Below are 11,382 nucleotides of genomic sequence, written 5' to 3'. Positions count from 1 at the left end.
TAAAACAGAAAACGGTGCCTCATCAGGGCGCCGTTTTTTATGTGCGGTGGTGGATGGGTCGGTGGGCGGGCGCCTTCCGACGCAGTCGGAACAGTGCCGCCCCACGACCCAAAGGCCGTTCAGGGCCGGTCGTCATCCTCAAAGGCAACAGGCGCATCCTCCGGATTGGCCTGCCCCACCCCTTTGAACACAAACTTGAAGGGCAGCGCCCAGATCACGCCCAGCGCCACATAGACCACGAATTCCAGCAACAAAGGCGGACGGTCGAACAGGCTCAGCACAAACCAGACCGCCGCGATATAGACCGGCAGCCCGACAAGCAGCAAAACCAACGCCCAGCGGCGCCGTGCTGCGTAGGACAAGCCATTCCCGTTCTTCGATGCCATTCTCGCCCCCTCAGTCCGCGAAGGGATCGGTCACAAGAATGGTGTCATCGCGTTCCGGAGAGGTCGACAACAAAGCCACCGGACAGCCAATCAGCTCTTCGACGCGGCGCACGTATTTCACCGCAGCGCCGGGCAGATCCGCCCAGGACCGCGCGCCTTCGGTCGATTCGGACCAGCCTTCCATTTCCTCGTAGATCGGTGTGCAGCGGGCCTGCTCTTCGCTGGCGAAAGGCAGGTAATCCAGACGTTTGCCGTCCAGCTCGTAGCCCACACAGATCTTCAGCGTCTCGAACCCGTCCAGCACATCCAGCTTGGTGAGCGAAATACCGTTCACGCCCGAGGTCGCGCAGGTCTGGCGCACCAGCGCCGCATCAAACCAGCCGCAGCGACGCTTGCGTCCGGTGGTCGTGCCGAATTCATGCCCCCGCTCGCCCAAACGCTGGCCGTCCGCGTCGTCAAGCTCGGTCGGGAAAGGCCCTTCGCCCACACGTGTGGTATAGGCTTTGACGATCCCCAACACATAATCGATCGAGCCCGGACCGATGCCGGTGCCCGTGGCCGCCTGACCGGCGATCACATTGGACGAGGTCACAAAGGGGTAGGTTCCGAAATCGATGTCCAGCAGCGCGCCCTGCGCCCCTTCAAACAGAATCCGCGAACCGGCTTTGCGCTTTTCATTCAGCACTTTCCACACCGGCGCGGCATAGGGCAGAATCTTGTCTGCGATCTCGCGCAGCTGAGCGAGCAGCGCCTCGCGGTCCACCGCTTCGATTCCCAAGCCCTTGCGCAGCGGGTCATGGTGCTGCAGCGCGCGGTCCACCCGCGCCTCAAGCGTTGCGGGATCGGCCAGATCCGCCACACGCACGGCGCGACGGCCCACCTTGTCCTCATAGGCCGGGCCGATGCCACGGCCTGTGGTCCCGATCTTCGTGCCCTTGGAGGCCGCCTCTTCACGGGCGCGATCCAGCTCGCCGTGGATCGGCAGGATCAGCGGCGTGTTCTCCGCGATCATCAGCGTTTCAGGCGTGATTTCAACGCCTTGCGCGCGGACGGTTTCGATCTCGCCCACCAGATGCCACGGGTCCAGCACCACGCCATTGCCGATCACGGACAGCTTGCCGCCGCGCACCACACCCGAAGGCAGCGCATGCAGCTTGTAGACCTTGCCGTCAATCACCAGAGTGTGGCCCGCATTGTGGCCGCCCTGAAACCGGCAGATGACATCGGCACGTTCCGACAGCCAATCCACGATCTTGCCTTTGCCTTCGTCGCCCCACTGGGCGCCGACAACCACGACGTTTGCCATACCACAGGTCCTTTCGGTGATCTCAAACCCGCGCCCGTATAAAGGCAGCCCGCCTTAGGCGAAACCACTAATTCGCTTCCAAGACGATAGAGCGCAGTCTTTACAGTTGCGCCCACAACCGCCACCTATGGCGCCGACCATCACGAGGTGCCCCTATGTCCTTTTTCCTGCGCTGGCTGTTTGCCTTTCTTTTGATCGCCGCGACCTACAACCCGACGGGTTGGAATTACATCGAACTGGCACGGGCACATTGGGACGATACCAAATCTGTGGTGACCCTTGCGGGGCTGATCCTGCTGGCGGGATATGTGATCTACCTGCGCGCGACATTCCGCTCGATCGGGGCGGGTGGTGTGGTCTTTGTGCTGGCCCTGTTTGCCGCACTGTTGTGGGTGGCGACCGATTTCGGGCTGATCAGCATCAGCGATCCCGGGTTTGCCACGTGGATTGCCATCTTTGCCGGATCGCTGGTGCTAGGCATCGGGATGAGCTGGTCAATCATCCGCCGCGCGATCTCCGGTCAGGTCGATACCGACGATGTCGAGGAATAAACCAACCCCCACGGGACCCGAGCGCCTTGCGTCCCTGCCCGCCTTCGCCTACATAACCGCGAACTCCGTAAAGATCGTATAGGCCTCATGCAGAACGTCGTCCTTATCATCCACCTTCTCCTTGCCCTCGGCCTGATCGGGGTCGTGCTGCTTCAGCGCAACGAAGGCGGCGGCCTTGGCATGGGTGGCGGCGGTGGCGGCCCCGCAGGCGCACGCCCTGCAACAACGCCTTTGGCCAAATTCACATGGATGCTGGCGGGCGCGTTTATCGTGACCTCCATCACGCTGACGATCTTTGCCGCACAGAATTCCGCAGGCTCCTCGATTCTCGACCGTCTCGCGCCGCTGGGCTCACAGACGACCGAGGACAACGCAGATGCCCCGGCGGGCGATCTTGACCTTGATGGTCTTTTGCCGCCCCCCTCGGCGGATGGCAGCGCAGAGCCGCTGACCCCGCGCGCCGACTGATCCGGCCTGCAAACCAATCACAAAGGCGGCCCGCAGGGTCGCCTTTTTCGTTGTGCACATGCCATCGCGGCGCAGCTGTTTTGCAACGATTGCAACGGCTTCTCTGCTTACGTTCGGCGGGCAGTAGCCCACAACCTGTGGCATGCCGCGCCCCGTTTACCAACATCATCTAGCGGGATGGGTGGACTTTTTGCAGCGAATCCGCTATTAGCCAAATCCCGTGTTGCAGCCGTCGACACATGCGGTAAAAGCCGCCTGTCCGGCGGCTTGCTCGCCCGATCGGACACAATCTACAGATCGGTAATACAGGCAAAGACACGGGGTTTCCTGATGGCGCGATTCATCTTTATTACGGGCGGTGTGGTTTCTTCGCTGGGCAAGGGCCTGGCTTCTGCCGCCCTTGGCGCGCTGTTGCAGGCGCGGGGCTATTCGGTCCGCCTGCGCAAGCTGGACCCCTACCTCAACGTTGATCCGGGCACGATGTCGCCCTTTGAACATGGCGAGGTTTTCGTCACCGACGATGGTGCGGAAACCGATCTCGACCTTGGCCATTACGAGCGGTTCACCGGCGTTCCCGCACGGCGCACCGATTCGATTTCCTCGGGCCGGATCTACACCAATGTGCTCGAGAAAGAGCGGCGCGGCGATTACCTTGGCAAAACGATCCAGGTGATCCCCCACGTCACAAACGAGATCAAGGACTTCATCTCCATCGGCGAGGACGAGGTCGATTTCATGCTGTGCGAGATCGGCGGCACCGTCGGTGACATCGAAGGCCTGCCCTTCTTTGAAGCGATCCGCCAGTTTTCGCAGGACAAGCCGCGCGGCCAGTGCCTGTTCATGCACCTGACCCTGCTGCCATGGATCAAGGCATCGGGCGAGCTGAAGACCAAGCCGACACAGCACTCGGTCAAGGAGCTGCGCTCCATCGGTCTGGCCCCCGACATTCTGGTCTGCCGGTCCGAAGGACCGATCCCCCAGAAAGAGCGTGAAAAGCTGGCGCTGTTCTGCAACGTCCGCTCTGACAGCGTGATCGCCGCGCAGGATCTGAAATCCATCTACGAGGCGCCCATTGCCTACCACCGCGAAGGCATGGATCAGGCGGTTCTGGATGCTTTCGGCATCAGCCCCGCGCCGCGCCCCGACCTGTCGAAATGGGAAGACGTCTCTGACCGGATCTTTAACCCAGAGGGCGAAGTCACCGTTGCCATCGTGGGCAAATACACCCAACTCGAAGACGCCTATAAATCCATTGCAGAGGCGCTGACCCACGGCGGCATCGCCAACCGCGTGAAGGTGAACGTGGAATGGGTCGACGCCGAACTGTTCGACCGCGAAGACCCCTCGCCGCATCTGGAAAAATACGACGCCATTCTGGTGCCCGGCGGCTTTGGCGAACGCGGCACCGAAGGCAAGATCAAGGCCGCGCAATACGCACGCGAGAACAAGATCCCCTACCTTGGCATCTGTCTGGGCATGCAGATGGCCGTCATCGAAGCGGCACGCAATGTCGCTGGCGTGTCCAAGGCCGGCTCCGAGGAATTCGACCACGAGGCGGGCGAAAAGCGGTTCGAGCCTGTGGTCTACCACCTGAAGGAATGGGTGCAGGGCAACAAAAAGGTCAACCGCAAGGTGTCTGACGCCAAGGGCGGCACCATGCGTCTGGGCGCCTATGACGCGGTCCTGTCCGAAGGATCGCGGGTCGCGGGCATTTATGGTCGCACCACGATCGACGAACGCCACCGCCATCGCTACGAGGTCGACACCAAATACAAGGCGCAGCTTGAAGAGGCGGGCCTGAAATTCTCGGGCATGTCACCCGATGGCAAACTGCCGGAAATCGTGGAATGGCCGGATCACCCGTGGTTCATCGGTGTGCAGTTCCACCCCGAGCTGAAGTCCAAACCCTTTGCGCCGCATCCGCTGTTCCGCGATTTTGTGCGCGCGGCCAAGGACGTCTCGCGTCTGGTCTGACCGGAAATTTATCGGTTTTCGAAAACGCCATCCGTTCACTGGGACGGGTGGCGTTTTTCATGCGGCCCCTGTCGGAGCACGATCTGCCAGAACTTACTGCGGGCCCATCCAGATTTTCCACACTTCGCCGGTGCGGGCGTTGATGTTGAACTGCTGGCCTTCTTTGACCTCACCGCAGCGCACCTGAAACACGTGATCTGCGTCCAGCGGGGCCATCGCCGCCACTTCCAGACAATCATACCCGGCAGAGTTGATCATGAACTCTCCCATCTCGTGCATCTGGTGGCGGTTGAGCGCCCAAGCGGCGCTGGCGGTGAAACCGACGACAAGCGCGGCGGTGATGGTGATATCGACGATTTTCTTCAACATTGCTCGGAACCTTCTGTGTTCGTTTCCCCTAAACTGACAATGCGGTTTGGCGAAAAAGGGGCATTTCACACACGTTTAAAGCAAGTCGTCGATTGCAAAAATCATTCCCACAGCATTTGCATGCGCAACACACCTATTTTCTTGACGAATTTGCTTACGGACATGCCGCGCTGCAGAATGTCAAACAGGCGACACACGCAAAAAGTGCGGGGCCGTGAGGGGCAAATAAGGCAGGATTATGGCCGAATCCTCGAAGTCCCACACACCTATCCGAATGTCCCACGCCCCATCCAAACACCCTGCCGCCATAGCGTTTCACACGCAGGCTTGCCCCCGCAGGGTCTTTCATCTTAGGCAACGCCATGCTCAGCTATCAACACGCCTTCCACGCAGGCAATCTTGCCGATGTTCACAAACACGCCGCCCTGTCCTGGGCGCTGTCCTATCTGACGCAAAAGCCAAAGCCCGTGACCTACATGGAAACCCATGCGGGCCGCGCGCTGTATGATCTGTCAGGTGACGCGGCGCAGAAAACCGGCGAGGCGGCCCAAGGCATCACACGTCTGATGGCCAAGCTGCCCGCAGGCCACCCCTATCTGGACACCATCACCGCCCTGCGCGCCCAGCACGGGCCGGACAGCTACCCCGGATCGCCGCTGATCGCGCAGCACCTGCTGCGCGGCGAGGACAAGATCCACCTTGCCGAGCTGCACCCGCAGGAAAACGCGGCCCTGCGTCAGGCCATGCGCGGCAGCGGGGCCAGCATCCACCAGCAGGATGGCTATGCGCTGGCGGTCTCGCTCGCCCCGCCAGAGCCACGCCGCGGCCTGCTGCTGATCGATCCCAGTTGGGAGGTCAAAACCGACTACATCACCCTGCCGCGCACCGTGCAGACCATCACCCGCAAATGGAACGTGGGCATCGTGATGATCTGGTATCCCATCCTCACCGATGCACCCCACCGTCCGATGATTGCCGCCCTGCAAAATGACCACCCGGAGGCGCTGACCCACGAGGTGCGCTTTCCCCCTGCGCGCAAGGGGCACCGCATGGTGGGATCGGGGCTGTTTGTGGTGAACCCGCCCTGGGGGCTGGAGGCGGAACTGCAACACCTGTCGAAAACCTTGTTCGCCCCGCTCAAAGGCTAAATAACCCCCTCGCCCGAAGACGTATCATGGGCGGGCATAGCCACGGGGGACATCATGTTCGAACGCCTCACCCATTTCTTCACGCACAAGACACCTCAGCAGCTGCCCCTGCCCGAGATGGACGCCAAATACGCCTTGGGCACGCTGCTGGTGCGCGTGGCGCAGGTCGACCGCGCGTATCTCTTTGAGGAGATCGAACAAATCGACCGCACCCTTGCGGCCTGGAATAACATCGGCCCGATCGAAGCCGCCAAGATGCGCGCCATGTGCGAACGGCTGTCGGAACATTCCAGCAGCAGCGAGGATCTGGCCGATCTGATTCGCGACCACGTGGATTACGCGCACCGGCTGGACGCCGCGCAGGCGCTGTGGCGTGTGGCCGTCGCCGACAAGATCACCGACGAACGCGAGGCGGCGCTGATCGATCTGGTGGAAAACCATCTTGGCGTCGAACAGCCTGATTCCGCTGCGGCCCGTGCCGCCGCTGTCATCCCCTGATCCACGCCCCTTGGCACCGGCGGCGCGCGGTTTATAACCAGCCTCATGTTTGCTGATTTTCTCCGCCGCCTGACCGCGCCCCAGCCCGAGCGACTGCCGGACACGGACGCCCGCCTTGCCCTCACGGCCCTTTTGGTGCGGGTTGCCCGTGCCGACGGCCATTATGACCCCGCCGAAGTCGCGCGGATCGATCGCATCACCGCCGCGCGCTATGGTCTGGACGCCGCCGCCAGCGCGGATCTGCGCGCGCAGGCCGAACAGCTGGAAACAGAAGCCCCCGACACCGTCCGCTTTACCCGCGCGATCAAGGATGCCGTCCCGTACGAGGACCGCATCGCCGTGATCGAAGCGCTCTGGACCGTGGTTCTGGCAGACGATGAACGCGACGAGCGCGAGGATTCGCTGCTGCGTCTGGTCAGCAACCTGTTGGGCATCTCGGACATGGACAGCGCGCTGGCGCGTCAGCGGGTCGAAAAAGCCGGGTGATCGCCAGCCTGCCCATGTATTGGCGGCCCGAGAACGCGCATCTGTGGCGCGCGTTCTGGCAGCATGTGCGGGGCCACCTCCCAGATCTGCCCGCGCTGACCGCGCCACAGGACATCGCTGGCCCGTGGATCGACCACTGGCTGCGGCCGGATCTGGCGCTGTCGGCCACCTGTTCGCTGCCCCTGCGCAATGAACTGCGCGACCGTGTGACCTATGTCGGCACCCTGTCCCATGGCACGACCTCCCTGCCCGGCCATTACCAGTCCTGTCTGATCCGGCATCCTGCGGTGGCGCATCCGCGCCGCTTGGCGGTGAACGAATTCATCAGCCATTCAGGCTGGATCGCGGCGCAGGACCACCCCCTGTCCGCCTCAGCCGATTCGATCCTCGAGACCGGATCACACGCAGCATCGCTGAGCGCCGTGGCCGAAGGGCGCGCCGACATGGCCATGATCGACCTGACCACATGGCGCATCTTATGCCAAACCACGCCAGAGACCCGGCGCGTGGTCATCACCGGTCACTCCAACCCCTCGCCCGCCCATGCGATCATCACCGCCAAAGGGCGCGACCCCGCCCCCCTGCGCACAGCCCTGATCGCGGCGACCGCCGCCTTTGACCCGCCCAACCCCGATCTGATGGGGGGCCGCCCGTCCTTTGACGTGTTGCCGCTGGACGCCTATCTGCGGCTGCCCATCCTGCCTGCGAAAATGCTTTCGCAACGGCAGCCTGTCGAAAAAAGCGGCTGACCTCTTGCAAACAGTCCGTTAAAGGACGTTTGATCCGCTATGAACTAATCTCAGAGGCCCCCTTGCCCAGCGACACACGCCCCCAGCCGGTCATCGAAATCCGCAATCTCCACAAGGCCTATGGCCATCTGGAGGTGCTGAAAGGCGTGGATATCTCCGCCCCGAAGGGCCATGTGATTTCACTGATCGGATCGTCGGGCTCGGGCAAATCGACCCTGCTGCGCTGCTGCAACCTGCTCGAAGACAGCCAGCAAGGCGACATCGTGTTCAAGGGGGAGCCGGTCGCATGGAACGGCACCGGCCACGCCCGCCGCCCCGGTGATGCCAAACAGGTGCTGCGCATTCGCACAAACCTGTCGATGGTGTTCCAGCAGTTCAATCTGTGGGCGCATATGACCATCCTCGAAAACGTGATGGAGGCGCCGGTCACCGTGCTCAAACGCGAGCGGGCCGAGGTGGAACAGGCCGCGCGCGCCTATCTCGACAAGGTGGGCATCGGCGACAAATGTGACGCCTACCCCGCACAGCTGTCCGGCGGTCAACAACAACGCGCCGCCATTGCCCGTGCCCTGTGCATGGAACCAGAGGCGCTTTTGTTTGACGAGCCCACCAGCGCGCTGGACCCCGAGCTGGAACAAGAGGTGGTCAAGGTGATCAAGGCGCTCGCCGAAGAGGGGCGCACCATGATCATCGTCACCCATGATATGAAAATGGCCCGCGATGTCAGCGACCATGTCGTCTTTTTGCATCAGGGCCTGATCGAGGAACAAGGGCCGCCGGAGACATTGTTCGGCGCGCCCAAGTCGGAGCGGCTTCGGGGCTTCCTGAAGTCGACCCACCACAGCTGAGGCGGCACAGACCGCCCTGTCATGGGCCTTTGGCCCGAACCCCTAGGGAGAACTGAAATGAAGAACCTTCTGATCGGAACCGCCGCATTGGCGATGGTGGCGGGTGCCGCCTTTGCCGAAAGCCATTCCGTTGTCCGTCTGGGCACCGAGGGCGCCTACCCTCCGTACAACTTCATCAACGACGCCGGTGAAGTCGATGGTTTCGAGCGCGTGCTGGGTGACGAGCTCTGCGCCCGCGCCGAGCTGACCTGCGAGTGGGTCACCAACGACTGGGATTCGATCATCCCCAACCTCGTGTCCGGCAACTACGACGCGATCATCGCGGGCATGTCGATCACCGACGAGCGTGAAGAAGTCGTGGATTTCACCCAGAACTACACCCCGCCCTCGCCGTCGGCCTTTGCCGCGATGGGTGATGTGGACCTGTCCGGCGCTGTGATCGCGGCCCAGACCGGCACCATTCAGGCAGCCCATGTCACCGGCATGGAAGGCGCAACCCTGCTGGAATACCCCACGCCCGACGAAACCGTCGCTGCCGTCAAGGCAGGCGAGGCGGACGCGGTTCTGTCCGACAAGGACTACCTGATCCCCGTCGTCGAAGAAGATGCTGACTTCTCCTTTATCGGTGAAGACGTGCCTCTGGGCGGCGGCATCGGCATGGCCTTCCGCGAAAGCGACCCTGAACTGCGCGCCAAATTCGACGCCGCGATCCAGTCCATGAAGGACGACGGGACGCTGAACGCGCTGATCGCAGAACATCTGGGCGAAGACAGCCCCGCATTCTAAGACCACAGGCGTTCCGGTCCAGAGGTGATCGGAACGCCCCCTTTGCCGGAGACCGACCATCTTTTCCGCCTGCACCGATCCATCGACCCTCTCGGGTCTGAGCTGGCTGATGTGTTACCTGACCACGGGCAAACACATGGCCTTTTACACCTCCTTCGGGACGGTGCTGTTGCTGCTTGCCATCACGGCCCCGGTGGCGCTGGGATTCGGCTTTGGCGCGGCGATGGCAGCCCGCGCGCGGTTTGCACCGCTGTCGTGGCTGGGCAAGGGCTATATCGCCATCGTGCGTGGCGTGCCCGATATCGCGTTTTTCTTGTTTTTCGTCATCGCGCTGGACCAGTTCTTTGAATGGATCCGGCACGAGGTCAAATGCCCCGAATGGGATCAACCGATCCGTCAGGGCAGTGATTTTGTCGTCTGTCAGGCGGCCAAACTGCCCCTCGGCAATGCCGCACAATGGGTGCACGAGGTCTACGGTTTCAGCCTTGCAGTGCTGACCTTCGCCATCGTTTTCGGCGCGTTTGCCGGCAACGTGCTGTTCGGGGCGATGCGCGCGGTGCCACAGGCGCAGCTGGAAACCGCCGAAGCCTACGGCATGTCGCAGCGCCAGACCTTTTGGCGCATTTTGGTGCCGCAGATGTGGGTCTATGCCCTGCCCGGCCTGTCGAACCTGTGGATGGTGCTGATCAAGGCCACGCCCCTGCTGTTCCTGCTTGGCGTCGAGGACATCGTTTATTGGGCCCGCGAGCTGGGCGGCTCCAAGACCGCACGCTTTACCGACTACCCCCACGGGGATTGGCGGATGTATTACTTCGGCGCGCTTTTGGTCTTTTACCTCGCCTTCACTTGGGTGTCGGAAAAAGTGCTGAACCGGCTAATGGCGCGGCTGACACATGGGCAGGCCACCACTGGCGGCGAAGCACAGCGCAAGGCCGCCTGATGCGCCCCACCCTTGCAACACCCCCGACGCAGGAGACCCGCACATGAGCTGCTGGGACACCGTCCAGATGTATGCCTTCCGCTCGATCGGCTATGGCGAACGCCTTCTCCCGCGTGAGGATTTCACGCTGTGCCAACAGGTGACGCTGATTGGGTCGGGGATGATCTGGAACGTCTACTTCGGTGCGCTGGCGCTTTTGCTGGGCTTCTTTCTGGCCACGGCTGTGGCCATGGGCAAGGCATCGCCCAGCCGGTGGCTGCGCAAACCCTCGGAATGGTTCATCTTTGTGTTCCGTGGCTCGCCGCTGTTCATCCAGTTTTTCTTTGCCTACTTCGCGTTTTTGTCGCTCAAACAGGTCTCGCCCGTGTTCGACGCCCTGTCGGCCGCTTGGCTGGGCGCGTTGATTGTGCTGTTTCTGAACACCGCCGCTTATTCGGCAGAGATCTTCTACGGCGCGCTGCAATCCATTCCCAAGGGCGATATGGAGGCCGCGGATGCCTACGGTTTTTCCGGCTGGCCCAAGTTCCGCAAGATCACATGGCCCACCATGCTGCGTCTGGCCTGGCCCGCCTACACGAACGAGGCGATCTTTCTCTTTCATGCCACGACGCTGGTGTTTTTCACCGGCTTCCCTGCGTGGCAGCAGCGCGGGGATGCTCTGTATTACGCGAACTACTTTGCGGACAAGACATTCAACCCCTTCGTGCCCTATCCGATTCTGGCAGTGTATTTCATCGTGATCACCCTGATCATTATCGCACTGTTCGCCTTGGCGAACCGCCGTCTGAACCGGCATCTGCCGCGCGCCGTCCGCCCACGCGTGAAATTGCGGCCGATGCTTATTCGATAGGCGCCGTGTCAAAGCCTTGGAAA

14 protein-coding genes are annotated in these 11,382 nt (G+C 62.0%); 11 read left to right on the top strand and 3 right to left on the bottom strand.

Annotation, left to right across the window (positions count from 1 at the left end; translation table 11 throughout):
• Positions 1-119: 119 nt before the first annotated feature.
• The gene (locus ACN5AZ_RS08225) at positions 120-386 is read right to left on the bottom strand and encodes a DUF2842 domain-containing protein (RefSeq protein ID WP_419428376.1); all 267 of its coding nucleotides are present in this window, start codon (positions 384-386) and stop codon (positions 120-122) included.
• Positions 387-396: 10 nt separating this feature from the next.
• Positions 397-1,692 carry an adenylosuccinate synthase gene (locus tag ACN5AZ_RS08220; protein WP_419428375.1) on the bottom strand — a complete coding sequence of 432 codons (1,296 nt, stop codon included), beginning with the start codon at positions 1,690-1,692 and terminating at the stop codon, positions 397-399.
• Between the two features lie 155 nt (positions 1,693-1,847).
• Here ACN5AZ_RS08220 and ACN5AZ_RS08215 point away from each other — a divergent pair, with 155 nt between their 5' ends.
• The 3 genes from ACN5AZ_RS08215 to ACN5AZ_RS08205 all read left to right on the top strand — a co-directional run bounded on the left by ACN5AZ_RS08215 (position 1,848) and on the right by ACN5AZ_RS08205 (position 4,685).
• Positions 1,848-2,243, top strand: coding sequence for a DUF6524 family protein (locus ACN5AZ_RS08215; RefSeq protein WP_419428374.1), 396 nt, complete (start codon positions 1,848-1,850; stop codon positions 2,241-2,243).
• Positions 2,244-2,330: 87 nt separating this feature from the next.
• Complete coding sequence (secG, locus tag ACN5AZ_RS08210; RefSeq protein ID WP_419428373.1) at positions 2,331-2,711, top strand: preprotein translocase subunit SecG; 381 nt, start codon at positions 2,331-2,333, stop codon at positions 2,709-2,711.
• Positions 2,712-3,041: 330 nt separating this feature from the next.
• Positions 3,042-4,685 (top strand): CTP synthase, encoded by a 1,644-nt coding sequence (locus ACN5AZ_RS08205; RefSeq protein WP_419428372.1) that lies wholly within the window; start codon positions 3,042-3,044, stop codon positions 4,683-4,685.
• A 93-nt stretch (positions 4,686-4,778) separates the two neighbouring features.
• Here ACN5AZ_RS08205 and ACN5AZ_RS08200 read toward each other — a convergent pair whose 3' ends face one another.
• Positions 4,779-5,054 carry a hypothetical protein gene (locus ACN5AZ_RS08200; protein ID WP_419428371.1) on the bottom strand — a complete coding sequence of 92 codons (276 nt, stop codon included), beginning with the start codon at positions 5,052-5,054 and terminating at the stop codon, positions 4,779-4,781.
• Positions 5,055-5,416: 362 nt separating this feature from the next.
• On the opposite strand from ACN5AZ_RS08200, the gene ACN5AZ_RS08195 reads away from it, so the two are divergent.
• The 8 genes from ACN5AZ_RS08195 to ACN5AZ_RS08160 are packed head-to-tail and all read left to right on the top strand — an operon-like array spanning position 5,417 to position 11,359.
• Positions 5,417-6,202, top strand: a complete 786-nt coding sequence (locus tag ACN5AZ_RS08195; protein ID WP_419428370.1) for a 23S rRNA (adenine(2030)-N(6))-methyltransferase RlmJ — start codon at positions 5,417-5,419, stop codon at positions 6,200-6,202.
• Between the two features lie 54 nt (positions 6,203-6,256).
• On the top strand, positions 6,257-6,700 hold the full coding sequence (locus ACN5AZ_RS08190) for a TerB family tellurite resistance protein (protein WP_419428369.1): 444 nt from the start codon (positions 6,257-6,259) through the stop codon (positions 6,698-6,700).
• A gap of 45 nt (positions 6,701-6,745) precedes the next feature.
• The gene (locus ACN5AZ_RS08185; RefSeq protein ID WP_419428368.1) at positions 6,746-7,186 is read left to right on the top strand and encodes a TerB family tellurite resistance protein; all 441 of its coding nucleotides are present in this window, start codon (positions 6,746-6,748) and stop codon (positions 7,184-7,186) included.
• A gap of 14 nt (positions 7,187-7,200) precedes the next feature.
• Entirely contained in the window at positions 7,201-7,935 is a 735-nt protein-coding gene (locus ACN5AZ_RS08180) for a PhnD/SsuA/transferrin family substrate-binding protein (RefSeq protein ID WP_419428367.1), read from the top strand.
• A gap of 29 nt (positions 7,936-7,964) precedes the next feature.
• Entirely contained in the window at positions 7,965-8,783 is an 819-nt protein-coding gene (locus tag ACN5AZ_RS08175; RefSeq protein WP_419428366.1) for an ABC transporter ATP-binding protein, read from the top strand.
• A gap of 57 nt (positions 8,784-8,840) precedes the next feature.
• Positions 8,841-9,569, top strand: a complete 729-nt coding sequence (locus ACN5AZ_RS08170; protein WP_419428365.1) for a transporter substrate-binding domain-containing protein — start codon at positions 8,841-8,843, stop codon at positions 9,567-9,569.
• Between the two features lie 58 nt (positions 9,570-9,627).
• Positions 9,628-10,509 carry an ABC transporter permease gene (locus ACN5AZ_RS08165; protein ID WP_419428464.1) on the top strand — a complete coding sequence of 294 codons (882 nt, stop codon included), beginning with the start codon at positions 9,628-9,630 and terminating at the stop codon, positions 10,507-10,509.
• 43 nt (positions 10,510-10,552) lie between these two features.
• Complete coding sequence (locus ACN5AZ_RS08160) at positions 10,553-11,359, top strand: ABC transporter permease (RefSeq protein ID WP_419428364.1); 807 nt, start codon at positions 10,553-10,555, stop codon at positions 11,357-11,359.
• The last annotated feature ends 23 nt before the right edge of the window (positions 11,360-11,382 follow it).

Source organism: Sagittula sp. SSi028 (genome assembly GCF_048553715.1).
In the GTDB taxonomy this organism is placed as follows: Bacteria; Pseudomonadota; Alphaproteobacteria; order Rhodobacterales; family Rhodobacteraceae; genus Sagittula.
This window is presented reverse-complemented; position numbering and strand designations above follow the sequence as displayed.

Excerpts from the sequence above, each read along its gene's own strand:
- ACN5AZ_RS08185 (WP_419428368.1), top strand. The coding sequence starts at position 6,746 with ATGTTTGCTGATTTTCTCCGCCGCCTGACCGCGCCCCAGCCCGAGCGA.
- ACN5AZ_RS08205 (WP_419428372.1), top strand. The coding sequence starts at position 3,042 with ATGGCGCGATTCATCTTTATTACGGGCGGTGTGGTTTCTTCGCTGGGC.
- ACN5AZ_RS08215 (WP_419428374.1), top strand. The coding sequence starts at position 1,848 with ATGTCCTTTTTCCTGCGCTGGCTGTTTGCCTTTCTTTTGATCGCCGCG.
- ACN5AZ_RS08170 (WP_419428365.1), top strand. The coding sequence starts at position 8,841 with ATGAAGAACCTTCTGATCGGAACCGCCGCATTGGCGATGGTGGCGGGT.
- ACN5AZ_RS08180 (WP_419428367.1), top strand. The coding sequence starts at position 7,201 with ATGTATTGGCGGCCCGAGAACGCGCATCTGTGGCGCGCGTTCTGGCAG.
- ACN5AZ_RS08190 (WP_419428369.1), top strand. The coding sequence starts at position 6,257 with ATGTTCGAACGCCTCACCCATTTCTTCACGCACAAGACACCTCAGCAG.
- secG (WP_419428373.1), top strand. The coding sequence starts at position 2,331 with ATGCAGAACGTCGTCCTTATCATCCACCTTCTCCTTGCCCTCGGCCTG.
- ACN5AZ_RS08160 (WP_419428364.1), top strand. The coding sequence starts at position 10,553 with ATGAGCTGCTGGGACACCGTCCAGATGTATGCCTTCCGCTCGATCGGC.
- ACN5AZ_RS08195 (WP_419428370.1), top strand. The coding sequence starts at position 5,417 with ATGCTCAGCTATCAACACGCCTTCCACGCAGGCAATCTTGCCGATGTT.
- ACN5AZ_RS08200 (WP_419428371.1), bottom strand. The coding sequence starts at position 5,054 with ATGTTGAAGAAAATCGTCGATATCACCATCACCGCCGCGCTTGTCGTC.
- ACN5AZ_RS08220 (WP_419428375.1), bottom strand. The coding sequence starts at position 1,692 with ATGGCAAACGTCGTGGTTGTCGGCGCCCAGTGGGGCGACGAAGGCAAA.
- ACN5AZ_RS08225 (WP_419428376.1), bottom strand. The coding sequence starts at position 386 with ATGGCATCGAAGAACGGGAATGGCTTGTCCTACGCAGCACGGCGCCGC.